Source organism: Thermodesulfobacteriota bacterium (assembly GCA_040755095.1).
GTDB lineage: Bacteria > Desulfobacterota > Desulfobulbia > Desulfobulbales > JBFMBH01 > JBFMBH01.
Window position 1 is genome coordinate 14,652 of sequence record JBFMBH010000007.1, and the last position, 23,154, is coordinate 37,805.

20 protein-coding genes are annotated in these 23,154 nt (G+C 67.9%); 5 read left to right on the plus strand and 15 right to left on the minus strand.

Annotated elements, in window-relative coordinates:
- Positions 1–45: 45 nt before the first annotated feature.
- The 12 genes from atpG to tgt form a co-directional block, all read right to left on the minus strand.
- Positions 46–918 carry an ATP synthase F1 subunit gamma gene (gene atpG, locus AB1634_02445; GenBank protein MEW6218374.1) on the minus strand — a complete coding sequence of 291 codons (873 nt, stop codon included), beginning with the start codon at positions 916–918 and terminating at the stop codon, positions 46–48.
- Positions 919–952: 34 nt separating this feature from the next.
- Complete coding sequence (gene atpA / locus AB1634_02450) at positions 953–2,473, minus strand: F0F1 ATP synthase subunit alpha (protein ID MEW6218375.1); 1,521 nt, start codon at positions 2,471–2,473, stop codon at positions 953–955.
- A gap of 5 nt (positions 2,474–2,478) precedes the next feature.
- The gene (atpH, locus tag AB1634_02455; protein MEW6218376.1) at positions 2,479–3,024 is read right to left on the minus strand and encodes an ATP synthase F1 subunit delta; all 546 of its coding nucleotides are present in this window, start codon (positions 3,022–3,024) and stop codon (positions 2,479–2,481) included.
- The gene (atpF, locus tag AB1634_02460) at positions 3,021–3,656 is read right to left on the minus strand and encodes a F0F1 ATP synthase subunit B (protein MEW6218377.1); all 636 of its coding nucleotides are present in this window, start codon (positions 3,654–3,656) and stop codon (positions 3,021–3,023) included. The genes atpH and atpF overlap by 4 nt, the downstream gene beginning before the upstream one ends.
- Before the next feature lie 2 nt (positions 3,657–3,658).
- The gene (locus AB1634_02465; GenBank protein ID MEW6218378.1) at positions 3,659–4,084 is read right to left on the minus strand and encodes an ATP synthase F0 subunit B; all 426 of its coding nucleotides are present in this window, start codon (positions 4,082–4,084) and stop codon (positions 3,659–3,661) included.
- Between the two features lie 243 nt (positions 4,085–4,327).
- Entirely contained in the window at positions 4,328–6,976 is a 2,649-nt protein-coding gene (gene alaS / locus AB1634_02470; GenBank protein MEW6218379.1) for an alanine--tRNA ligase, read from the minus strand.
- A gap of 129 nt (positions 6,977–7,105) precedes the next feature.
- Positions 7,106–8,176, minus strand: coding sequence for a recombinase RecA (gene recA, locus AB1634_02475; protein ID MEW6218380.1), 1,071 nt, complete (start codon positions 8,174–8,176; stop codon positions 7,106–7,108).
- Between the two features lie 102 nt (positions 8,177–8,278).
- The gene (locus tag AB1634_02480) at positions 8,279–9,532 is read right to left on the minus strand and encodes a CinA family nicotinamide mononucleotide deamidase-related protein (GenBank protein ID MEW6218381.1); all 1,254 of its coding nucleotides are present in this window, start codon (positions 9,530–9,532) and stop codon (positions 8,279–8,281) included.
- 10 nt (positions 9,533–9,542) lie between these two features.
- Positions 9,543–10,859, minus strand: a complete 1,317-nt coding sequence (gene mtaB / locus AB1634_02485) for a tRNA (N(6)-L-threonylcarbamoyladenosine(37)-C(2))-methylthiotransferase MtaB (protein MEW6218382.1) — start codon at positions 10,857–10,859, stop codon at positions 9,543–9,545.
- Between the two features lie 28 nt (positions 10,860–10,887).
- On the minus strand, positions 10,888–11,946 hold the full coding sequence (mnmA, locus tag AB1634_02490) for a tRNA 2-thiouridine(34) synthase MnmA (protein ID MEW6218383.1): 1,059 nt from the start codon (positions 11,944–11,946) through the stop codon (positions 10,888–10,890).
- Between the two features lie 139 nt (positions 11,947–12,085).
- Positions 12,086–12,460 carry a preprotein translocase subunit YajC gene (gene yajC / locus AB1634_02495; protein MEW6218384.1) on the minus strand — a complete coding sequence of 125 codons (375 nt, stop codon included), beginning with the start codon at positions 12,458–12,460 and terminating at the stop codon, positions 12,086–12,088.
- A complete protein-coding gene (gene tgt / locus AB1634_02500) occupies positions 12,448–13,680 on the minus strand; it encodes a tRNA guanosine(34) transglycosylase Tgt (GenBank protein ID MEW6218385.1) in 1,233 nt (410 codons plus the stop codon). Before tgt ends, yajC begins: the two co-directional genes overlap by 13 nt.
- Positions 13,681–13,822: 142 nt before the next feature.
- Here tgt and AB1634_02505 point away from each other — a divergent pair, with 142 nt between their 5' ends.
- Positions 13,823–14,263 carry a MerR family transcriptional regulator gene (locus tag AB1634_02505; GenBank protein MEW6218386.1) on the plus strand — a complete coding sequence of 147 codons (441 nt, stop codon included), beginning with the start codon at positions 13,823–13,825 and terminating at the stop codon, positions 14,261–14,263.
- Between the two features lie 66 nt (positions 14,264–14,329).
- On the opposite strand, the gene AB1634_02510 is transcribed toward AB1634_02505, so the two are convergent.
- Entirely contained in the window at positions 14,330–14,818 is a 489-nt protein-coding gene (locus AB1634_02510; protein ID MEW6218387.1) for a nitrous oxide reductase accessory protein NosL, read from the minus strand.
- A 233-nt stretch (positions 14,819–15,051) separates the two neighbouring features.
- Between AB1634_02510 and AB1634_02515 the strand changes: the two genes are divergently transcribed.
- Genes AB1634_02515 through AB1634_02530 form a run of 4 tightly spaced genes read left to right on the plus strand, consistent with a single transcriptional unit; the run spans position 15,052 to position 20,128 of the window.
- Positions 15,052–15,957 carry a phosphate/phosphite/phosphonate ABC transporter substrate-binding protein gene (locus AB1634_02515; GenBank protein ID MEW6218388.1) on the plus strand — a complete coding sequence of 302 codons (906 nt, stop codon included), beginning with the start codon at positions 15,052–15,054 and terminating at the stop codon, positions 15,955–15,957.
- The gene (locus AB1634_02520; GenBank protein MEW6218389.1) at positions 15,954–18,383 is read left to right on the plus strand and encodes an ATP-binding protein; all 2,430 of its coding nucleotides are present in this window, start codon (positions 15,954–15,956) and stop codon (positions 18,381–18,383) included. The genes AB1634_02515 and AB1634_02520 overlap by 4 nt, the downstream gene beginning before the upstream one ends.
- 10 nt (positions 18,384–18,393) lie before the next feature.
- Positions 18,394–19,740, plus strand: a complete 1,347-nt coding sequence (locus AB1634_02525) for a diguanylate cyclase (GenBank protein ID MEW6218390.1) — start codon at positions 18,394–18,396, stop codon at positions 19,738–19,740.
- Positions 19,715–20,128, plus strand: a complete 414-nt coding sequence (locus AB1634_02530; protein ID MEW6218391.1) for a response regulator — start codon at positions 19,715–19,717, stop codon at positions 20,126–20,128. Before AB1634_02525 ends, AB1634_02530 begins: the two co-directional genes overlap by 26 nt.
- On the opposite strand, the gene AB1634_02535 is transcribed toward AB1634_02530, so the two are convergent.
- Positions 20,087–22,177, minus strand: a complete 2,091-nt coding sequence (locus AB1634_02535; protein ID MEW6218392.1) for a bifunctional aldolase/short-chain dehydrogenase — start codon at positions 22,175–22,177, stop codon at positions 20,087–20,089. The two genes, AB1634_02530 and AB1634_02535, sit on opposite strands and share 42 nt — an antisense overlap.
- A gap of 48 nt (positions 22,178–22,225) precedes the next feature.
- Positions 22,226–22,939, minus strand: a complete 714-nt coding sequence (locus tag AB1634_02540) for a hypothetical protein (protein ID MEW6218393.1) — start codon at positions 22,937–22,939, stop codon at positions 22,226–22,228.
- Positions 22,940–23,154: the final 215 nt, after the last annotated feature.

Here is a 23,154-nt window from a genome sequence, read left to right on the forward strand (position 1 = left end):
TAGAAGCCTCCTGGACGAGATGTGAATCCTGTTGAGCTGGCAAAGCTAGGCCTTGCGGAGCGCCTCCGCACCGCCGACGATATCCATGAGCTCGGCGGTGATCCCTGCCTGCCGGGCCTTGTTGTACGAGAGCGTCAGGGCGGCCGCCATGTCCTTGCAGGCCCGGGTGGCATTGTCCATGGCGCTCATCCGGGCAGCGTGCTCGCTGGTCGAGGTCTCCAGCATGGCGTGGTAGACCATGACGTTCAGATACAGGGGCAGGAGCATGCCCATGATCTCCTCGGGCGACGGCTCGAAGATGTAGTCCGCTGCCTTCCTGGTCGCACCGGCCTCTGCCGCCGGCGGCTGGATGGGCAGGAACTGGGCGGCGGCGGGCCGCTGGGTCGCCACGTTGATAAAGCGGCCGTACATGAGCTCCACCGCGTCCGCTCCCCCGGCCAGGAAGTTGGCCGCCACGTCCTGGGCAATGGCCCGGGCGTTGTACATCTGGAAGGTGCCCATGATGTCCGTGAAGGCCTTGCGCACCCGGCCGGTCTTGCGGAAATAGATGTTGGCCTTGCGGCCAACCGCCACGATGGACACGGTCTTGCCGGCCTTCTCCAGCTCCCGGATTCGGGCCTCGGCCTGCTTGAAGATGTTGGAGTTGAAGCTGCCGCACAGCCCCCGGTCGGAGGTGACCACCAGGATTTCGACTGCCTTCACCTCCCGGGCCTCCATGAGAGCAAACTGGCCGCCGCTCATCTGGCCAGCCAGGCTGGCCATGGCGGTCTGAAACTCCCGGGCATAAGGCCGGAAGGCCTCCATCTTCGCCTGCGCCCCGCGAAGCTTGGACGCGGCCACCATGTTCATGGCCTTGGTGATCTGAGAGGTCTTCTTGATGGCCCCGATCTTCGTCTTGACGTTCTTTAGGCTAGCCATTGCGCGGTCCCCTGACCTGAAGAGAAATCCCGAGTTAGAGGCCCTTGGCCGCCTTGAACACCCCGGCAAAGGCGGTCAGGTTCTTGCGCATCCGCTCCTCAAGGGCGGCATCAATCTGCTGCTTGTCCTTGAGCTCTTTGTACATGCCGGGATCGTTCTGCTCCACATAGCTGAAGAGCTGCTCCTCGTACTCCGCCAGCACCGTGAGAGGCAGCTCATCCAGGAAGCCGCGCGTGCCGGCAAAAAGGATGGTCACCTGCTTCTCCATGGAGAGCGGCTTGTACTGGGGCTGCTTCAGGATCTCCACCAGGCGTGCCCCCCGGTTCAGCTGATGCTGGGTGGCCTTGTCCAAATCAGAGCCGAACTGGGCGAAAGCCGCCAGCTCCCGGTACTGGGCCAGGTCCAGACGCAGGGTGCCGGCCACTTGCTTCATGGCCTTGCACTGGGCGGCGCCGCCCACCCGGGACACGGACAGACCGACGTTGATGGCCGGCCGGACGCCCGCGAAGAACAGGTTCGGCTCCAGATAGACCTGGCCGTCGGTGATGGAGATCACGTTGGTGGGGATGTAGGCCGAGACGTCTCCGGCCTGGGTTTCGATGATGGGCAGCGCAGTGAGTGACCCGGCGCCCAGCGCATCGCTGACCTTGGACGCCCGCTCCAGCAGCCGGGAGTGGTTGAAGAAGATGTCGCCAGGAAAGGCCTCCCGTCCGGGGGGCCGCCTGAGGAGCAGGGACAGCTGCCGGTAGGCCACCGCCTGCTTGGACAGATCGTCGTAGATGATCAGAGCGTGCTGGCCGTTGTCCCGGAAGTACTCGCCCATGGCGCAGCCGGCATAGGCGGCCACGTACTGCAACGGCGCCGGATCCGAGGCGCAGGCCGCCACCACCGTGGTGTACTTCATGGCGTCGTGCTTGCGCAGGGCCTCCACCACCAGGGCGACGGTGGACTTCTTCTGGCCGATGGCCACGTAAATGCAGTGAACGTCGGTCTCCCGCTGGTTGATGATGGCGTCCACGCACAGCGCGGTCTTGCCGATCTGGCGGTCGCCGATGATAAGCTCGCGCTGGCCACGGCCCACCGGCGTCATGGCGTCCACCGCCTTGGAGCCGGTGTACATCGGCTCATGCACCGACTTCCTGGCGATGACGCCGGGAGCCAGCACCTCGATCCGGCGGTTGTCCTTGGCATCGATGGGGCCCAGGCCGTCGATGGGCTTGCCGACGGCGTCCACCACCCGGCCTTCCACCGCCGGCCCCACCGGCACCTCGGCGATGCGGCCGGTCCGCTTGACGATGTCGCCTTCCTTGATGTGCTCGACATCGCCCAGGACCGCGCAGCCGACGTTGTCCTCCTCCAGGTTCAGCGCCAGCCCCAGAATGCCGCCAGGAAACTCCAGGAGCTCCATGGCCATGCAGTTCTCCACCCCGTGGACACGGGCGATGCCGTCACCCACCGAGATGACCGATCCGGTCTCGCTCAAATCGATCTTGGACTGGTAGTCCTTGATCTGCCCCTTGATGATCTGGCTAATCTCTTCGGCTTTGATCTGCATGATCGCTACTCACTCCTCTTGATGGAATCTTTCAGCCCGACCAGCTGGCTCTTGATGCTCCCGTCCAGTACCAGGTCACCCACCTTGGCGACCATGCCACCGATGATTGCTGGATCCACGCGGGGCTCCAGAACGACCGTCTTGCCGGTGATCTTCTCCATGGCCGTCTTGACCTTCTTGGCCATGGCGGCATTGATGGGCAGCGCTGTGGTCACGGTTGCCCGGCAGACGTTACGGACCTCGTCCACCATGGCCTCCAGCTGGCGGGCGGTGTCGACGATGATGCCGGCCCGCCGCCGACTCACCAGGAGCCGGAGAAAGTTGGCCACCATCTCGGGCGCCCCCATGGCCTTAATGAGCTCCTCCATGCACTTGGCACGGGCATCCAGGGGATAGAGGGGGTTGCTCAGGGCGTCCCCGATCTCCGGATGCGCCGCGAGCACGGCGGCCAGGCCGCTCAGCTGCTGGCTGTAAGCCTCGTACTGGCCGTCTTCCTTGCCAAGGGCAAACATGGCCTTGGCGTACCGCTTAGCGAGGACTGTACTGGTCACTGGATGCGCCCCATGCCTTTCTGGTAGTCTTGGCTGGCTGCCCGCTCGAGACAGCTCTCAAGCAGCCGCATCTGATCCTCGGCCTTGATCTTGTCACGGATCATCGCCTCGGCCATCTCCACTGCGCCCTCGGCCACCTCTTCCCGCAGCCGGCGGATGGCGGCAGCCAGCTCCTGCTGGATGGCCATCTCCGCCTGGCGCTTCAGATCAGCGGCAGCCCGGGTCCCCTCCTCGATGATGCGGGCCTTCTCGGCCTCCCCCTGCTTCACTGCTCCATCGATGATGGCCGTGACCTCCTGCTCGATGGCCGTAAGCTTCTGCTCATACTCCCGGTAGGTCCGCTCCGCCGCCGCCTTCTGGCTTTCCAGGTCGGTGAACTGCTGGCGGATGGACTCGCGCCGGGACGCCAGGCCATTGGCAATGGGCTTCTTCAGATACTTGATCAGGATCAGCAAGAGGGCGGCAAAATTCAGGGTCCGCCAGAGGAGATCCCACCACTTCTCCGGCGGATAGCCGCCCCCATGGCCGCCGGCCTCGCCGCCGCCCGAGGCATATGCCACCGCCGCCGCCACCAGGACGGCCACCAGGGAAAGCCCGATGGCCGCCTTCCTGCCCCACGTCTTGGCTCGCATCGTCACACCGCCCTCCCCAGCACCTTGCTGGCAATCTCCTTGGCGAAGGAATCGATCTGCCCCTTGAGCTCGCCCTGGGCTGCGACCAGCTGCCGGCCAATCTCGGCCATCTGGGTCGCCTTGCCCGCGTCCAGTTCCCCGCGGAGCGCCGCCAGGGCCTCGGCCTGCTCCTTCTGGGCCACTCCCCGGACGCCATCCAGCTCGCCCTTGGCCTTGGCCCGGGCGTCCCGCAGCTTGCGCTCGATCTCCTCCAGGCGCAGCCTGGCGTTCTTGTTGAGGTCGTCGATGGACCTCGTCAGGCCGGCCAGGGCCTTCTCCCGCTCGGCAAGGACGCCCCGGATCGGCCGGTACAAATACATGTTGAGGACCACGATGAGCAGCAGGATGTTGATGATCTGGATCGGCATCGTGATGTCTATGTCGATCATGGGCGCCTCCTTGGGGTGCCGCCCCGCGTGGACGGCCTGGGCTGCTGGTGTGAGACTGAATGACGATTCAGAAATCAAGACCGTTTTCTAATCGATTCTCCCATACCTGTCAACGCTTTTTGTCGCTTTTTTGAACAAGGAGGCTGTGGCCCGCGGGCGCTACGGCCATAAGGCTCCCCGGCAGGCGCCGTCCGGTGGCCGGCGACCGCAGCCCTCTCCGGGCGTCGGAGCACCCCCGGTCGCTCAGGGCGCCACCGACGTGAGGATATATTCATAAAGATGCGCCAGAGCGGCAGCCAGGTTCTCAACCTGGGGGCCACCGGCCTGGGCCATGTCCGCCCGGCCGCCACCACTCCCCCCGACCCGCGCGGCCAGATCCTTGGCAATGGTGCCGGCGTGGAAGCGGCCTGCCAGATCCCGGCTGACGATGACCAGCAGGGCCGCCTTGCCATCCAAAACCCCGCCCAGGGCGGCGATGCCGGAGCCCAGGCGGTCCCGCACCCGGTCGCCAATCTCGCGCAGGGTCTTCGGGCTGTCCAGGGGCACCTCGGTCGCCAGCACCCGGACGCCGGCCACGCTGCGGGCCTCGGCCACCAGGCGGTCCAGATCGCTCACCGCCAGCCTGGCCATAAGCTCGGCCCGCTCCCGCTCCAGCTCCTTCTGGCGGGCCAGGAGCCGCTCGGCACGCTCTCCCAGGTCAGCAGCCGGCACCTTGAAGAGATCGGCCAGGGCCGCCAGCTGAGCCCCTTCCTCCTGGACCCGGCCCAGGGCCGCCGCCCCGGTCTGGGCCTCGATGCGGCGGATGCCGGCCGCCACCCCGCTCTCGCTCAGGATCCGGAAAAGCCCGACCTCTCCTGTCGCCTGGACATGGGTACCGCCGCACAGCTCCCTGGAAACCTCGCCTACCGAGACCACCCGCACCTCCGCCCCGTACTTTTCCCCGAACAGGGCCACCGCCCCACTGGCGATGGCCGCGTCCCGGTCGAGGACAGCAGTAGCCACCGGCCGGTTCTCCCGTACCAGGGCATTGACCCGGTTTTCAATCTCCCGCAGCACCGGGGCCGCAACCGGTGTGAAGTGGGTGAAGTCAAAACGGAGCCGCTCGCTGTCCACCAGGGAGCCGGACTGGCTGACATGCTCGCCCAGCACCTCTTTCAGCACCGCCTGCAGGAGATGGGTGGCGGTGTGGTTGCAGGCGGTGCGTTGGCGGCCGCCCTCGGCCACCACCAGCTCCACCTCCTCCCCCTCCGTCAGGGTCCCTTCCAGAAGCTGCGCCTGATGGACAATGATCTGGGGCAACGGCCGCCGGGTATCCTGCACCACGGCCCGGCCGAGGGGACCGCGGATCTCGCCCCGATCCCCCACCTGCCCGCCAGCCTCGGGGTAGAAGGGGGTCTCGGCACAGACCACCAAGAGTCCCACACCGCTGGCCGCACTCCGCAGCCGGCTGCCGTCCTCGGCCAACAGGGCCACAATGGAGCTTCGCGCCCGGCGGCAGTCGTAGCCCACAAACGAGGTGGCCAGGCCCGCTTCGGCCAGAGCCCGCAGGCCAACGCCAGCGGCCGCCGCCAGCTCGCCGCTCCAGGCGGCCCGGGATTGGCGGCGCTGCCGCGCCATGGCCTCGGCAAAGCCGGCCTCGTCCACGGCCAGCCGGTGCTCGCCGGCCACGTCCCGAACGATGTCCACCGGCAGGCCGTAGGTGTCGTACAGCCGGAACAGGAACTCGCCGGTGACGGTGTCCAGGCCGGCAGCGGTGAGCCGCTCCACCTCGGCGGCCAGCATGGTCAAGCCGAAATCCAGGGTCTCCAGGAACCGGCCCTCCTCGTTGCTCACCACCTGGCGCAGGAGCTGCCGGGCCCGGTCGAGATGCGGCGAGCTCGCCTGCATGCCTGCCACCACCTGATCGGTGATCTCGGTGAAAAAGGGCCGGGGCAGCCCCAGCACCCGGCCAAAACGGATGGCCCGCCGCATGATGCGCCGCAGAACGTAGCCGCGGCCCTCGTTGCTGGGCAGAACCCCGTCCGCGACCAGGAAGGCCGTGGCCCGGCTGTGATCGGCGATGACCCGCATGGCGGTGTCCAGGCGAGGCTCGGCACCGTAGGCGCGTCCGGCGAGGCTCGCCACCTTGGCGATCAGGCCGGAGAAAAGGTCGGAGTCGTAGTTGGTGTGCCGGCCCTGGCAGACGGCGGACACCCGCTCCAGTCCCATGCCGGTGTCGATGCACGGGCGAGGCAGCGGCGACAGCTTGCCAGCGCCGTTCCGGGAGAACTGCATGAAGACCAGGTTCCACAGCTCCAGATAGCGGTCGCAGTCGCAGCCCACTCGGCAGTCGGGCCGGCCGCAGCCCACCTCCGGCCCCTGATCGATGAGGATCTCGGAGCAGGGGCCGCACGGGCCGGTGTCGCCCATGGCCCAGAAGTTGTCCTTTTCCCCTAAACGGACGATGCGGCCGGGCAGCAGGCCGTCGGCCTTCTCCCACAAGGCCGCCGCCTCGTCGTCGTCACGGAACACCGTCACCCACAGCCGCTCCTTGGGCAGGCCCAGGATCCGGGTGAGAAAATCCCAGGCGTAATGGATGGCCTCGGCTTTGAAGTAGTCACCGAAGCTGAAGTTGCCCAGCATCTCGAAGAAGGTGTGGTGGCGGGCCGTGTAGCCGACATTCTCCAGATCGTTATGCTTGCCGCCGGCCCGGACGCAACGCTGGCAGGAAACAGCCCTGGTGTAGCTGCGCCGCTCTTCCCCCAGGAAGACCCGCTTGAACTGCACCATGCCGGCGTTGGTGAACAGCAGGGTCGGGTCGTCCTCCGGCACCAGACTGGAGCTGTCCACGACCGCATGGCCGTGCTCGGCGAAATACTGCAGGAAAAGGCGGCGGATCTGATCGCTCAGCATGGGCAACAATCCCGAAAGAGGTGTGAGTGGACAGCAGGTCCGTCTCCGGGGCCGGGCGCGGCCGTGGGCCGCAGCCGCCGGACAGGTCGGACGGGTCGGACCGGTCCGACCCGGAACAGAGCCGGTTGGTCAGCGGCCGGCCGCGGCTTTGCCGCCCGGGGGAGGCGTCTCAGGCCCGGCACCGGTGGCGGCCTCTGCGGCCAGGGCCGGCAGGGCATAGGCCAGGCGCACCTTGTTCTCGATCTCCGCACAGATCTCCGGATGCTGGCGCAGAAACTGGCGGGCGTTCTCCTTGCCCTGACCGATACGCTCGCCGCCGTAGGAGTACCAGGCACCGCTCTTGTCGATCACCTCGATGGCCACGGCCAGATTGAGGACGTCACCCTCCCGGGAGATGCCTTCGCCGTAATAGATGTCGAAATCGGCGCTCTTGAAGGGCGGCGCCACCTTGTTTTTCACCACCTTGACCCGGGTCTCGTTGCCGATGACCTCCTGGCCGTCCTTGATGCTCTGCTGCCGCCGGATGTCCAGGCGCATGGAGCTGTAGAACTTGAGGGCATTGCCGCCGGTGGTGGTTTCCGGATTGCCGAAGGTGATGCCGATCTTCATCCGGATCTGGTTGATGAAAATGAGGGCGGTGTTGGTGCGCTTGAGGACGCCGGTGAGCTTGCGCATGGCCTGAGACATCAGCCGGGCCTGCAGGCCCATCTGGGGATCGCCGATGTTGCCCTCGATCTCCGCCTTGGGCACCAGGGCTGCTACCGAGTCGACGACGATGACGTCCACCGCGCCGGAGCGGATCAGAAGCTCGGCAATCTCCAGGGCCTGCTCGCCGGTATCCGGCTGGGAGACCAAGAGATCGTCGACATTCACCCCCAGGCGGCCGGCGTAGGCCACATCCAGGGCGTGCTCGGCATCGATGAAGGCGGCTGCCCCACCCCGCTTCTGCGCCTCGGCGATGACGTGCAGGGCCAGGGTGGTCTTGCCGGAGGACTCGGGGCCGTAGATTTCGGTGACCCGGCCCCGGGGCACCCCCCCGACGCCGGTGGCGATGTCCACGGACAGGGAGCCTGTGGGGATGACCGGGATGTGCTCGTGCTCCTGGCCGCCGAGACGCATGATGGCGCCACGACCGAACTGCTTGTGGATCTGGGTGAGGGCGATCTCGATGGCCTGACGCTTCTCTTCGGTGACGGTCATGTCTTCCCCCTGAGGCGGCGGGGCGCCGGGGGCTCTCCCGGCGGTCCGCCGCTCATGGCTTGTGTTGTCGGAAGCCTGAAGTGCTGGCCCCAGTCCTGGCCTTCAGGCCCCGGCCCGGACGACCAGCAGCCGGCGCCGGACCAGATCGAGGCCGGTGTGGGCCGCCAGCTCCTGGATCTGCCAGCGGTCGCCCGAGAACAGGAAGCGGTGGACCTCCCCTCCCCCTTCCCAGGCCAAGGCGATATACACGGTGCCCACGGGCTTGTCGGCGCTCCCGCCCCCAGGGCCAGCGATGCCGGTGAGACCGAGGCCCAGGTGGGCGCCGGCCAGCCGGCGCACCCCCTGGGCCATGGCCTGAGCGGTCTCGGCACTGACGGCACCCCGGGCAGCCAGGATGGCGACCGGCACGGCCAGCACCTGCTCCTTCAGGCGATTGGAGTAGGCCACCACCCCGCCTTCAAAGCTGGCCGAGATCCCCGGCACCCGGACAAGTGCCTGGCAGACCAGGCCGCCGGTGCAGGATTCAGCCACCGCCAGGGTGCGCTTGGCCTCACCCAGCAGCCGCCCCACCTCGGAGGCCATGGTCGTCCCCTCGTGGCCGAAGATGGCCCCCGCAAGTCTGGCCTCCACCTCCCTGCCGGCGGCGGCCAGCAGCCGCTCCACCTCGGCCTCGTCCTCGTCGATGGCGGTCAGCGACAGGTGCACCTCCGGAAAGACCGGGTAGTAGCCGATGCGGACCCGGGGGTGATCCCGCTCCACCAGGGCCAGTCGCTGGTTGATGGCGCTCTCCTCCAGGCCGAACACCTTGTACAGCCGCTGCCCCACCTTCTTGCCGGCGTCTTCGGCCCAGGCATCAAGCCAGGGAATCACCCGCTCCACCAGGAGCTCCCGCATTTCGTGGGGCACGCCGGGCAGAAAGAAGATTGGCTTGCCACTGTGAACCAGGAGGTAGCCGGCCATCCTGGCCTGGGGGTTCAAGACCTCGGCCCCGGCCGGCAGCCAGGCCAGCTTTTCCAGGCGGGCCTGCGCCTCCGGATCCCGGCCAGCGGCGCTGGCCCTGATCCGGGCCAGGATCTCGGGGTAGAGGGTGACTGGCCGGCGCAGAACCCGGGAGACGGTCTCGTTGGTGCGGTCATCGGTGGTCGGGCCGAGGCCGCCGGTCACCAGCACAAAGTCGGCGCGGTTCAGGGCCTTCTCCAGGGCCTCCTCGATGGCGGCAGCGCTGTCCCCCACTGTGGCCATGGCGATGATCTCGTGACCAGCGGCAAAAAGCTTGCTGGCAGCGAAGAAGCTGGTGGTGTTGAGAATCCGGCCCGAGGTCAGCTCGTCGCCGATGGCAATGATCTCCCCCAGCACAGCCCCCTCCTCAACCGGCCACCACACTGGCCAGAAGACCGGCCGCGGTGGGCGGCCCGATGCGCACCCGCACCAGGGCATTGACCAGGGCCGATGACCCCTGAACGATCACCGGCAGATAGTTGTCGGTGTGGCCGGTGAGGCCGATGCCCCGCCGCGGGCGGCCCTCGATGAGGGCGGGCCGTTCCTGGCCCAGGAAACGGCCGGCAAAGGCGGCCCGCTTGTCCCGGTCCAGGCCGGCCAAAAGCTGCCGCCGCCGCTCCTTGTCCGCTGGCGGCACCTGATCGGCCATGGCGGCCGCCAGTGTGCCGGGGCGGGGCGAGTAGGCAAAGACATGCAGGGAGCTTAGAGGCAGCGCTTCGACCAGGGCAGCCGTGCGGCCAAAGGCCGCGTCGTCTTCCCCGGGGAAGCCCACCAGCACATCGGCGCCGATGGCCGCCTCCGGCAAAGCGGCATGCACCGCCTGCACCACCGCCCGGTAGTCTTCCATGCGGTATGGCCGGTGCATGCGGGCCAGCACGCCGTTGTCGCCGCTTTGCAACGGGATATGGAAATGGGGCATCAGCCGGGGCTGGGCGGAAAAGAGGGCCAGCAGCTCCGGGGTGATCTCGCTGGGCTCCAGGGAGCTCACCCGCAGCCTGGGCACGCGGGTCTCGGCCAGCAGCAGGCGCAAGAGGCCGGCGAGGGATCGGGGCGGCGCGAGATCGTGGCCATAGGCGCCGGCATGGATGCCGGTGATGACCAGCTCCCGGTAGCCGGCAGCCGCCAAGGCCTGCGCCTGGGCCAGCACCGCCTCCGGCGCCAGGCTGCGGCTCGGTCCCCGGGCCTGGGGCACGATGCAATACGTGCAGCCGTTGTCGCAGCCGTCCTGCACCCGCAAAAAGGCCCGGGTGCGGCCGGCCATGGCCGGCAGCGGCAGCTGCGCCACGTGGCGGCAGTCCGTCATGGGTGCCAGGTGACGACCGGCCGCCGGCCAGGGCTCGGCCAGGGCCAGGGCCACCAGCCGGTCCTTGGCGCTGTTGCCCACCAGACAAAGGGGCGCGGCCACCGATGCCGCCAGTTCGTCCGGCGCCGTCTGGGCATGGCAGCCGGTGACCACCAGCCGGGCCGCCGGCTGCAACCGGGCGACGCGCCGAACCAGCTGCCGGGACTGGCTGGCGGCCCGGGCGGTGACCGCGCAGGTGTTGACCACCACGATGTCCGCCGGCCCCCCCCAGGGCACCACCGCCAGGCCGGCCTGCCGGAAGCCGGTGGCCAAGGCCGCGGTCTCGTACTGGCTCACCTTGCAGCCCAGAAAGGCCAGGGCCGCCGTGCGAGGCTCGGTCATGCCGAAGCTCCCCCGGCCGCCAGCAACCTCAACCCGTCGCCGGCGGCACGATCTCGCCGCCCCCCAGGACCAGGTCACCCAGGTAGAGGACAGCGTACTGACCCGGTGTGACGGCGCGTTGCGGCTGATCGAAGACCAGCCTCCCTCCCAGCCCTCCCGGGACGGGATAGAGGGTTGCCGGCGCCTGGCGCTGGCGGTAGCGGATACGGGCCGCGCAACGCAACGGCAAGGCCGGCGGCCGGCCCGCCACCCAGGACAGGGGGGCCACCAGGACCTCCTGCTGCCAGAGGTCGGCCTCTTTGCCCACGACCACCCGGTCGCGATCGGCATCGATGGCCAGCACATAATAGGGGGAAGCGTCAGGAATGCCCAGCCCCCGCCGCTGGCCCACGGTGAAGTGGTGGATGCCCGGGTGCCGGCCCAGCACCCGCCCCATCCGGTCCACCACCTCGCCAGCCAGCCGGCCGGCACCCGGGCGGGCGGTCAGAAGATCCTCCACCGCTCCCCCAGCCAGAAAGCACACGTCCTGGCTCTCCGGGCCATGGAGCCCGGCCAGGCCGAGAGACCAGGCCAGCCGGCGCACCGCGGCTTTGGTCAGGCGACCCAGGGGGAAGCGCACCTCAGCCAGCTGCTCCTGATCGAGAAGGGCCAGGAAATAGGACTGATCCTTGGCGATGTCCCGGCCCTGGCCCAGGCCGATCCCACCGTCAGGGAGCGCCAGCCGGCGGGCGTAGTGCCCGGTGGCCAGGAACCGGCAACCCAGTTGGCGAACCCGGTCCAGGAGAGCGCCGAATTTTATTCTTCGATTGCAGATCGTGCAAGGATTTGGCGTGCGGCCGGCCAGGTAGGCCGCGACAAAGGGGGAGAGCACCTCCACCTCGAAGCGGTCGGCCAGCTCCAGAACTTCGAGCTCAATACCGAGGCGGACCGCAATACCCGCCACCCGGGACTCCTGGCGGTCGGCATCCGGCTGCCCCAGGTGCAAGAACATGCCCTTGACCGGCAAGCCTCGGCGGACCAGGAGGGCGGCGGTGACGGAGCTGTCCACCCCGCCGCTCATGGCCACCGCCACCGGTGCCCCCGGCATCAGCCCCTCTCCTGCCAGCAACGATCGGCCTCCGCCAAAACGCCTTCGGCCCGGTCAGGGCGCTGGGCGCTCTGCCGGGCCGAAGCCCAGTGCCACATGCTCCGTCCCATCACCGATGAGACTACGAGCGCCGGATCCCTCAACCGCCACCGGCGCTGGGGGTGGCGCAGGACTCCTCCTTGCCCTCTTTCAAAGCCTCCACCGAGCCTTGCACATGGGCCCGGGAGACCTTCACCCGCACCTTGTCCGCGATCTCCAAGGTCACCACCTTGTCGGTAAGACCGGTAATCATCCCGTGCAAGCCGCCGCTGGTGATCACCTGATCGCCCTTCTTGAGGCCGTCCAGAAACTGCTGGTGCTCCCGAGCCCGTTTCTGCTGCGGTCGAATCAGCAGGAAGTAGAAGATGCCGAAGATGAGGATGAGGGGGATGAAGGAAGCGATACCGGCGGCCGGGCCGCCTTCGCCTCCTGGCGGAGCACCGCCGGCGCCCATCGCGAAAGCTATTCCGTACATGGCTGTTCCTCGCAAACCAGGGTTCTCATGGGGACACAGGAGGACCCCGGGGACTGGCGGGACCTGGGAGCCTCCGGATCCTCTTCCGCAATGTCGGCGGCCGGGCCGCGCCGGGCATAGAACTCGGCCCGGAAGGCCGCAAAACGATCCGCCACGATAGCCGCGCGCATCTCCTGAACCAATCTGACGAAGTGGTGCAGATTGTGGATGGTGCTCAGGTGGTAAGCCAGGATCTCGCGGGCCAGAAACAGATGCCGCAGGTAGGCCCGGGAGAAGGTGCGGCAGGTGTAGCAGCTGCAGAGCGGGTCCACCGGCCCGGGGTCGGCCGCGTATTTGGCGTTCTTTATAACAAGCCGGCCGGAGGAAGTAAAGAGCATTCCGTTACGGGCGTTCCGGGTGGGCATGACGCAGTCAAACATGTCCACGCCCCGGTAGACCGCCTCCACCAGATCCTCCGGCCGGCCGATACCCATGACGTAGACCGGCCGCTCCTGGGGCAACAAAGGGACCGTCTCGGCGATGAGCCGGTACATCAGCTCCGGGGGCTCGCCCACGGACAGGCCGCCCAGGGCGTAGCCGTCAAAGCCCAGGGCCACCAGCTCTGCGGCTGCCTGGGCACGCAGCTCCGGATAGACGCCGCCCTGGACGATACCGAACAGGAGCTGGTCGGTCCGGGTACGGCTGGCCAGGGAGCGCTCGGCCCAACGGCCGGTGAGGCTGGTGGCGGCCTCGGCCTCCTGGCGGCTGGCCGGATAGGGGATGCAGGTGTCCAGGGCCATGATGATGTCCGCGCCCAAGGCCTCCTGGATGGCGATGGCCCCTTCCGGTGACAGGAAAAGCGAGGCGCCGTTGAGGTGGGAGCGGAACCTGGCCCCGTCCTCGCTGATCTTGACGTTGGCGGCCAGACTGAAGATCTGGAAGCCGCCGCTGTCGGTCAGGATTGGGCCCGGCCAGGCCATGAAGGCGTGCAGCCCCCCCAGCTTTCGGATCAGCTCCTGACCGGGACGGATATGGAGATGATAGGTGTTGGCGAGCACGATTTCAGCTCCCAGGGCGGTGAGGTCCCGGGGGCTGATGGCCTTCACCGAGGCCTGGGTGCCCACTGGCATGAAGACCGGTGTGCCGATGGCGCCATGGGCAGTCAGGATCTCGCCCGTGCGGGCGGCACACTCTGAGGAGCGGTGCCGCAGCCGAAAAGGGGGGGGAGGGCAGGAAACCATTTTTTGCATTTCGCGATTGTCAATATTCAATTAAGTTATTAGCGCTCAGAAATTGGTCAAGAATCGCGGGTGCTTTTCGTTGTCAACCATCTTCGGCCAGATAACCTCCCAACCCCACAGGCATTCCCGAGAAGGAACCAGCATGGCTGTCCAGAGCAACGATCCCATCTACCCGATCAGCGTCGCCGCGAAACTCCTGGGCGTCCACCCCCGTACCATCCGCATCTACGAGGACGAAGGTCTGATCAAGCCGGCCCGCCTCGGCCAGAAGCGTTACTTCTCCAACGACGACGTGGAATGGATCCGGTGCATCCGTCATCTCATCCACGATCAGGGCATCAGCATCCCGGGCATCAAGAAGCTTCTGGAGCTGACCCCCTGCTGGGAGATCAAGGACTGCCCCACCGAGAAGCGCGAGAGCTGCTCCGCCTATGTGGACCGCTCCATCCCCTGCTGGCAACGGGCCTGCACCGCCTGCCGCCGGGAGGCCAAGGCGTGCGAGCACTGCGAGATCTACCGCAAAGCGGCGCAGGAGACCCAGGGTGTCGCCGCCGCCCGCAAGGCCGTCGCCGCCCGGGCCTGATCTTCCCGCCACCGCGGCAAGCAGCAACCGCTGCTGCCAGGCTGGCAGGGCAAGTCTCCGCACGGGCTATTGCCCGGCCCGCAGGGACTCCACCAGCTCCGGCGTGATCTCGGCAAAGCCCAGCACGCGCTTGCCCTTGTGATCGGCCCGGAAGCTCTCCGCCGCCGCCCGTGTCCCGAAGGGAATGAGCTCGTGGCCCATGGGCCCCAGGGTGTCGCTGCCCAGCACATACCAGGCCAGGCGGCCGTCCACCCACGCCAGGGTGTAATAATCCTTGACCCAGATCTCCAGGGGCTGGCCGCCGGTCTTGTCGCCATACCGGCCAGGCTCCCCGAGATAGACGGCCATATCCTTCACCCCGTCAAAGTAGGCCACCGAGCCGTCCCTGTGGCGAACCTGGGCCTGCCAGACCGGATACTTGGCCACGAACATGCCGCAGACCGGACACCTGGCCCTTTCCGGCGCCAGGGCCGGCTCGGCGGCAGCCATGCCGATGGAGACAAGAGCCCCCAGAATCCCAAGGAAGATGCCATGCAGCCGCCGCACCATGTCCATTCCCCCCTCACGCGCGCGTGGTGATCCCCGAGGCCTGCCGGGTGCCGCCCATCCTAGCCCGGAGCCGCCGCTTGCGCAAGGCAGACGGGCCGCCCGCCTGCGCTTGCCATTTCGCCTTGCCTTGGGGTACGATCCAATGATGAGTCAACAGGCTGAGGAATCTGCCGGGAAACCGCCTGGTTGTGGCCGGAAGGCCCGTCACGCCCCTTGCGCTCGATCTTGAGGAGGTGATCATGAGACAAGCCGCGGTGCTCCTGTCTGTCCTTGTCGCCGTCCTGCTGGCCGGGCCGGGGCGTCCGGCGCCGGCCATCGCCCAGGATGCCAGCCGGCCCTTGGTGATCGGGCTTCTGCCCGAGCTCAATGTCTTCGCGCAGATGGAGCGGTTCCGGCCCCTGGCTGCCTACCTGGGGCCACGCCTGGGCCGACCGGTGCAGCTCACCATGCTCAGCCGCTACGGCAACATCATTGACCGGCTCCGGGACGGGGAGGTGGACGGTGCCTTCCTGGGCTCCTTCACTGGCGCCCTGGCTATTGCTCAGCTCCATGTGGAGCCCCTGGCCCGACCGGTGAATCTGGACGGCACCTCCACGTACACCGGTCTCCTCTTCGTTCGCCGGGCCAGCGGCATCCATTCCATTGCCGACATGAAGGGCAAGAGCCTGGCCCTGGTGGAGCGGGCCACCACGGCCGGCTATGTCTTCCCGCTGGCCTTCGTGCGCTCCCAGGGCATCCCCAGCCTGGAGGATCACTTCCGGGAAATCTTCTTTGCCGGCAGCCATGACGCGGCCATCCAGGCGGTCCTGGACGGCCGGGCCGACGTGGGGGCCGCCAAGAATACCATCTTCCAGCGCCTGCGGCTCGCCGCTCCAGCCCTGGACGAGCGGCTGACCGTCCTGGCCGAATCGGCACCCGTGCCCTCCAACGGCCTGTGCGTCAAGCCCGAGGTGCCCGCTGCCGACAAGAGCCGTCTGAAGTCCCTGCTCCTGGGCCTGGACATGGATCCGGACGGCCGCGAGACGCTGGCGGCTCTGGGAGCGCTGCGCTTCCTGGCCACCAGCGCCGACGACTACCAGCCGGTGCGCCAGCTGACCCATGAGGCTGGCCTCCGGCTTGCGGACTACCAGTACCACAACGAATGATCCGCATCATTGTCGGCTCCTTTGCCGTCATCTTCGCCCTCTTCCTGGGCGGCTCCGGGCTCATGCTCCGGCAGCTGGCGGACTCCACCGACCGACTACGCACCCTGATCGTGCTGCACGAGATCGAGGATCTGCGCCAGGACCTGGCCGAGCACGTCCAGAATATCCGCTACGTCATCCGTTCCACCCCGGCTGAATTCACCACCCACCTGGACAGCGTCATCGACAGCGTCCGGGGCATGAGCCAGGCCATGGCCCACTGCCACGACTGCCATCATGGGGCCAGTGTCCAGGAGGAGCTCGATTATACGAGCCAGCTGGTGGCGGATCTGCAGGAGCGCCTGTCCTTTCTCATCACCTCCCTGGGAGAGGGCCCCTGGCGCCAGGAAAACGCCGGCCGCGTCGAGGCGGTCGGCGAGGTGATCCTGACCATGGTTCAGGCCATGGCCCGGCGGGCGGCGGTCACCATCCAACTCCGCACCCAGGCGGTGACCGCCACGGTGGAGCGATCCGAGGAGCTTCTGGCCCTCACCCTGGTCGCCACCCTGCTCACCGCCCTGCTCGTGGCCCGCCATCTGACTGTCCAGGTCACGCGGCCCTTGGCTTCCCTGGTGGCCGCCACCCGCCAGCTGACCAGTGGTGCGACCGGCACCCAGGCGCCGCTGCAAGGTCCCGGCGAGATCCAAGAGCTCATCGGCAGCTTCAACACCATGAGCACCGCCCTGGCGAACAAGGAGATCCTGCTGGCTGAAACCATCGACCGCCTGGAGCGCCTGAGCACCCTGACTCTGCCGTTGCACACCTCGCGCCAGAGCGCCAGCCCGGATAGCGACTCCCTCCTGGCCCAAGTGGAGACCAGCCTTCTGAGCCTCATGGACTGCGAGGTAGCCGGCACCCTGCTGCCAGCCGGCGACCAGGGCTTTCGTTTGCACCTGGTGGCTGGGCCGGAAAGCGAATTCGGCCCCCTCACCCTCCTGGTGGACCGGTCCACCGTGGTGGCGGCCCGGCAATCCTCCTCCGACGCCGACCCCGCCTGGCCGTTCGGCCAGCTGCCCCGGGGGCTCGCGCCCCGTCACCTCCTGGTGGCCTGGCTGCCAGACAAGGACCAGGAGCCGTCAGGAGCGCTGGTGGCGATCAACCGCCGCCAGGGCGCGCCAAGAAGCCAAGACAGGACCATCCTCACCCTGTTGGCCAGCCATCTGGGCATCGCTCTGGACAACGAGCGGCTGTATGCGGATCTGGAGCACGGCCTGCTTGAGCTGCGGCAGACCCAGCGCCAGCTGGTGGATGCCGAGAAGCTCACCGCCCTGGGGACCCTTGCCGGGGGTATCGCCCACGACTTCAACAACATCCTGTGCGGCATCCTGGGCCATATCGCCCTGTTGAAAAGGAGCCGGCCCGCGGGGGACCCGGTCACCCCCGTCCTGGACATCATCGAGCAGGCCGGCTTGCGGGCCGCCGGTCTGACCAGGCAGCTCCTGGCCTTCGCTCGCCGCGGCACGGCCAGAACAGAGCCCGTGGATCTGAACCGCTCCGTCGCCAGCGTCGTGGCGATCGTCCGCAACACCATCCCCAAGACCATCACCATCCGCAGCGAGCTGGCGGCCGATCTGCCGCTCCTGGCGGGGGATGCCAGTCAGCTGGAGCAGGTGATCATGAACCTGTGCGTCAACGCCCGGGATGCCATGCCGCAAGGCGGCGAGATCCTGATCGCCACCACGGCCATGGAGGTGGACGAGGCCTTCAGCCGGCTGTTCGCCGGCGCCCAGCCCGGCCCCCACGTGCGCCTTCTGGTCAGCGATACCGGCGTCGGCATTCAGCGGGAGATCATGTCCCGCATCTTCGAGCCGTTCTTCACCACCAAGGAGGTGGGCAAGGGCACCGGCCTCGGCCTGTCCACCGTGTACGGCATCGTCCGTGGCCACAACGGGTTCTGCCACGTGGACAGCCAGCCGGGGCACGGCACCCGGTTCAGCGTCTTCCTGCCAACCCAGGCGGCGGCCAAGGCGGTTCCCGCCGAGCCCGCCAGGCCCGAGGGCGCGGCGACTGCACCCAGCCCCTGCCGGGGCCGGATCCTGGTGGTGGACGACGAGGAGCCGGTGGCCGGCATGCTGGCGGAGTACCTGGGCTCCCTGGGCTGTACCGTCAGCGTGGCCACCAACGGCCAGCACGGGGTCGAGCTGGTGGCCCAGGCCGAAGTCCCCTTCGACCTGGTGATCCTGGACGTCAATATGCCGGTCATGGACGGCCGGGAGGCATTCCAGCGCATACGCTCCCTGCGCCCGGCGCTCAAGGTTCTTGTCTCGTCCGGCTATCCTGAGGATGGCGTCGTCCAGGACATCCTGCGCCAAGGCGCCGACGCCTTCCTCCAGAAGCCCTATTCCCTTGATGCGGTGACTGTCAAGCTCCGGCAGCTTCTGCCCTGAGGTCGGAATCATGAGCCGCTATCCCGTACTCCTGGTGGAGGACAGCCGCTCCCTGGCCCTGTTCGTACGCCGCAAGCTGGAGGCGGCGCTGCCCGTGGTGGTCACCTGGGCCCAGGACTACCGGGAGGCGGTGGCGCACCTGGCCAGCGGCCGCGACTTCACCTTGGGCATCCTCGATCTCACCTTGCCGGATGCCCCGCAAGGCCAGATTGTCGACCTGGCCGCGACCCGGGGCCTGCCGGCTATCGTTTTCGCCGGTCAGTTCGACGAGCGCCTCCGGGAGGAGCTGTGGGCCAAACGGGTGGTGGACTATGTGCTCAAAGAGTCCCCCGAGACCATTGACCTTCTGGTCGGCCTGGTACGGCGCCTCTTGCGCAACCGCGAGATCAAGGTGCTGGTGGTGGACGACTCCCGGGGAGCCCGCCAGGAGCTGCAGGAGCTGCTGGCGATCCACGGGTACCAGGTCTTCACCGCCAGCTCCGGCCAGGAGGCCCTGGCAGTCGCTGCCCAGGAGCCCGATCTGCGGCTGGTCCTGGCCGACTACGCCATGCCGGAGCCCAACGGCGTCGAGCTGACCCGGCGGTTGCGCGCCCGCTATTCCAAGGACCAACTGGCCATCATCGGTCTGTCCGCCCGGGCGGATCGGCATCTGTCGGCCATGTTCCTCAAGAACGGCGCCAATGATTTCGTGCACAAGCCATTCCTGGCCGAGGAGCTGTACTGCCGGGTGAGCCAGAACATCGAGCTCATCGAGCACATCGCGGCCATCCAGGAGAGCTCCAACCGGGACTTCTTGACCGGCCTTTACAACCGGCGCTACCTGTTCGAGCTGGGCGAGAACCTGTTAGCCTCCGCCTTGCGGGGCCACATCACCCTCACGGTGGCCATGCTGGATATCGATTTCTTCAAGAGGATCAATGACACCCACGGCCACGACGTCGGGGACATGGTCCTCAAGCACCTGGCCGGGATTCTGGCCAAGCGCTTCCGGGCCACCGACGTCGTCAGCCGTTATGGCGGGGAGGAGTTCTGCCTCCTGGCCGTCAACATGGACCGGGCCGCGGTACCGCGGGTGTTTGCGGAGGTTCGAGACCGGATCGCCGCGTCCACCCTGGAGGCAGGAGGCCGGACGGTCAAGGTCACGGTGAGCATCGGGGTGAGCACCGTCATCGGCAGCTCCCTGGAAGAGATGATTCGGCAGGCGGATGCCATGCTCTACGCCGCCAAGGCCGCCGGCCGGGATCGGGTGGTGGTGGATGAGCCGGAGCCCGCCGACCTTGGCGGGCCCGAAGCAACAACCAGCGACAGGCTAATGAGGAGGGAGGAGGCCCATGGCCAAAATTCTCGTGGTGGATGATGAGCCGTCGATCCGGGACCTGCTGCAGCGCCTCCTGGCAGACGCCGGTCATGCAGTCAGGACCGCAGCCGACGGCGAGGAGGCGTTGACCTTCTTCCAGCAGGAGCCGGCGGATCTGGTCATCGTCGACCTGATTATGCCCCGCAAGGATGGCCTCAACACCATCGTCGACATCCTGGAGGCGTCGCCCAACACCGGGGTGATCGCCATCTCCGGGGGCGGCCAGGCTATCGGCGCCGGCCGCTACCTGCGCCTGGCCCAGGAGCTGGGGGCCGTGCATGTGCTCTCGAAGCCCCTGGACATGCTGGAGCTGTTCGGGGCCATCGATGCCACCCTGGCCCGGCGGTCATCGGGGAAAGGCCTCGGGGATCCCGGCGTCCACGGGTAGGGAGGCCCCCGTGGTCGGGGTCAGATCCGAGGCAAAGAAGACCACGGCGTTGCCCACATGCTCTGCCGTCACCTCGGTCTTGAGCAGGCTCCGGCTGCGGTAGAACTCCCGCAGTCCCGCCGGATCCAGATTCCGGGCCCGCATCCGCTCCGGGCCCACCGTTTCCCAGAGTCCGGAGGCCACCGCCCCGCCGGCGAACACCGCGTCCGGATTCACCATATTCACCCGCACCCCCAGCGCCGCCAGCTCCAGGGCAGCGATCCGTCCCAGCTGGTGCGCACCGGCCTTGGAGGCGCTGTAGGCGCCGAAGGCCGCCCCTGGCGCCAAGACATTCTTGGAGCTGATGATCACCACGTGGCCGCCGGTGCCCTGCCGCCGGAAGACAGGGATGCTCGCCTTCATGACCAGGAACACGCCCACCAGGTTGACGGCCAGGAGCCGGGACAGATCCGCCAGCTCCAGCTCGGCCAGCGGGGCGACATGGGCTACCCCGGCGTTGGGCACCAGGATGTCCAGCCCGCCGGCAGCGGCCACCACTGCCGACAGCCCCCTGGCCACCGAAGCCGGATCGGTGACGTCCATGACCAGGGTGGCCACCCGCTCCGCCGGGAAGCGCTGCGTCAGCTCGCCTTGCACCACGGCCAGGCGGCCGGCGTCCAGGTCAGCCAGGAACAGCTGGGCGCCGGCGGCCAGGAGCTGCCGGCCGACGCCACAGGCCACCGCCCCACCGCCACCGGTCACCAGGGCCACCTTGCCGGCCAGGGGCAAAGGCTGGGTCCGGCCGAGCTTGGCCTGCTCCAGGCTCCAGTACTCCATCCCGAAGATGGTCGCCTCGTCCAGGTCCTGGTAGATGCCGACGGCCGCGGCCGCGGTCTTGGTCACCAGGGTGCGCTCGGCAATGTCTGCCACCACGCCGGCCTCCCGGAGGCTCGCGCCCGCCGCCGCCAGTCCCAGTCCTGGCACCAGGATCACCCGGGGGCTGGTGTCCAGCTTGACGAAGGTCCGACCGCGCGCCTGCGCCTGGGCGGCGAAGTAGTCGTCATAGCGCTGCCGGAAGGCCGCCACCGCGCCCCCCACCGCGGCCATCGTCCCGGCCTCGTCCTCCCGGCCTGAAAGCTCCAGGAACAACGGCCGATTCTTGGTGCGGATGACATGGTCCGGGGTCACAACGCCGGTGGTGAGCAGGGAAAACGCCTGGGGATGCGCCAGGGCGGCCTTCACCTCTGGCCCATGCCGCCAGGCCAGAAGCCAGGTTTGCCGGCGACCGCCGGCCGCCGGATTCGCCAGCGCCCCCCGCAGGATGGGCAGCACGAGATCAGGATCCAGGGCGGACGCGCCGGGGATGAGGGCGGGGGCCGGCCGGCGGCGGGCGGCGATGAAGGCCTCGGCCCGGCTGACCACCTGGATCATCCGCTCGTACGCCTCGCGGGCGGTGCCGCCAAAGGTGAACAGGCCATGGTGGGCCAGGACCAGGGCCTCCATCCCGGGGCGGGCCGCGTACAGCTCCGCCACCGCCTTGGCCAAGGGAAATCCCGGCATGATGAAGGGCAGGATGCCCACCTCCGGACCCAGGGCCTCGGACACCAGCTCCGCGGCATGGGGCTGGTTGGTGAGAACCAGGATGGCGTCGGCGTGGGTGTGATCCACAAAGGCATGGGGCAAAAAGGCATGCACCAGGGTCTCGATGGAAGGGGTGGGGGCCTTGGCATCGAGAAGATGGGTGCGGAAGGCGTTGACCATGGCCTCGTCGTCCAGCCGGTCCAGGGCCCGCAGGCGCCGCAGATACGCCAGGTCCACCGCGGCGAAGCCCTGGGGCTCAATCGAGGCCAGATCCCAGCCGCTGCCCTTGACCCAGATCACCTCCTGCTCCTCTCCCAACAGGCTTGTGACCCGACCTTTGACCGAGGTGTTGCCGCCGCCGTGCAGGACCAGGCCCGGCTCGGCGCCCAGCAGCCGCGAGGTGTAGACCCGCAAAGCCAGCTCGGGCGGCTCGGCGGCATACTGGCTCGCGAGCTGGGCTGCCACGGCCTCGTCGTATCGGTTGTCCATGGTGTCTCCCCAGGCTGAAGGAAGGTCTCGCCGGGCAGGGGGAATCTTTCAGATGCCGGCAAACACCCGGCGGTGCCGCCCGAAAGCCGCATCCGCCAGGCGGGAAAGCCGGCCGCGCACCGCCGCCAGCTGCGGCAATGCCGGCACCACGGGGAAGATCTCCTCCAGGGGGACCACCGGCGTGAGGAGCAGACGGCGATCCAACTCGTCCGCCGGCGCACAGGTGCCGGGCACCGCCAACCCCCCTGCCAGCTGGCCACACTCCAGGCTGCGCAGGAACTGCAGGATCTCGCCCAGGTCGTTTTGCCGGTAGAACTGGACGATCTCCTCGTTGATCAGCTCCCGTTGCGCGGCCAGATTGTCCAGCCCCTCCCGGTAGGCGGCCACATCCTTCGCCAGCTGGTCGTAGCTTAAGAAAACCAGACGCCGGAAACGGCCGCGCTGGGTGAAGCCCCGCAGGACAAAGCCCCGAAGCAGCCGCTCCTGGAGCTGCCGCGACTCCCGGAAATAGGGGTCATAGCAGACCAGCTGTTCCAGACCGACGACAGCCAGAAAGCTCTGGATGAGGTCCTCATCCCGCAGCAAGATGTAGAGCCGGGCCAGATCGGTGCACAGGCTCTGCTCCAGGGTGAGGGTGTGCTCGCGGACCTGGCCGGCAAAGGCGGCCTTGTCCTCCTCGATGAGCTTGCGCTGTCCGAAAAAGCGCTCGGCCAGCTCCCGCTTGAGCTGGCAGGTGAGGGCCAGCCCGATGTCGGGCTCCATGCGCCAGGCCACGCATCCCCGGTCCCCGGGCCACAGGTAACACCCGGGAAACCTTATCGGTTTGCACTTGACACCAGAGGGGCTTCCCAGAATACTTAGGCCCTGTGATCATAGCCCCCCGAGGGACGCGATCGCCCCCCTGTGGACGGCATTATATACCGTGTTGCTGGAGGCCGCGCACCCCCCTTTCGGTTGGCCGGCTGTGGCCGCGATCC

Coding starts and splice junctions, on each gene's coding strand:
- atpG (MEW6218374.1), bottom strand. CDS start 918: ATGGCTAGCCTAAAGAACGTCAAGACGAAGATCGGGGCCATCAAGAAG.
- atpA (MEW6218375.1), bottom strand. CDS start 2,473: ATGCAGATCAAAGCCGAAGAGATTAGCCAGATCATCAAGGGGCAGATC.
- atpF (MEW6218377.1), bottom strand. CDS start 3,656: ATGCGAGCCAAGACGTGGGGCAGGAAGGCGGCCATCGGGCTTTCCCTG.
- AB1634_02465 (MEW6218378.1), bottom strand. CDS start 4,084: ATGATCGACATAGACATCACGATGCCGATCCAGATCATCAACATCCTG.
- alaS (MEW6218379.1), bottom strand. CDS start 6,976: ATGCTGAGCGATCAGATCCGCCGCCTTTTCCTGCAGTATTTCGCCGAG.
- recA (MEW6218380.1), bottom strand. CDS start 8,176: ATGACCGTCACCGAAGAGAAGCGTCAGGCCATCGAGATCGCCCTCACC.
- mtaB (MEW6218382.1), bottom strand. CDS start 10,859: ATGACCGAGCCTCGCACGGCGGCCCTGGCCTTTCTGGGCTGCAAGGTG.
- mnmA (MEW6218383.1), bottom strand. CDS start 11,946: ATGCCGGGGGCACCGGTGGCGGTGGCCATGAGCGGCGGGGTGGACAGC.
- yajC (MEW6218384.1), bottom strand. CDS start 12,460: ATGTACGGAATAGCTTTCGCGATGGGCGCCGGCGGTGCTCCGCCAGGA.
- tgt (MEW6218385.1), bottom strand. CDS start 13,680: ATGGTTTCCTGCCCTCCCCCCCCTTTTCGGCTGCGGCACCGCTCCTCA.
- AB1634_02505 (MEW6218386.1), top strand. CDS start 13,823: ATGGCTGTCCAGAGCAACGATCCCATCTACCCGATCAGCGTCGCCGCG.
- AB1634_02510 (MEW6218387.1), bottom strand. CDS start 14,818: ATGGACATGGTGCGGCGGCTGCATGGCATCTTCCTTGGGATTCTGGGG.
- AB1634_02515 (MEW6218388.1), top strand. CDS start 15,052: ATGAGACAAGCCGCGGTGCTCCTGTCTGTCCTTGTCGCCGTCCTGCTG.
- AB1634_02520 (MEW6218389.1), top strand. CDS start 15,954: ATGATCCGCATCATTGTCGGCTCCTTTGCCGTCATCTTCGCCCTCTTC.
- AB1634_02525 (MEW6218390.1), top strand. CDS start 18,394: ATGAGCCGCTATCCCGTACTCCTGGTGGAGGACAGCCGCTCCCTGGCC.
- AB1634_02530 (MEW6218391.1), top strand. CDS start 19,715: ATGGCCAAAATTCTCGTGGTGGATGATGAGCCGTCGATCCGGGACCTG.
- AB1634_02535 (MEW6218392.1), bottom strand. CDS start 22,177: ATGGACAACCGATACGACGAGGCCGTGGCAGCCCAGCTCGCGAGCCAG.
- AB1634_02540 (MEW6218393.1), bottom strand. CDS start 22,939: ATGGAGCCCGACATCGGGCTGGCCCTCACCTGCCAGCTCAAGCGGGAG.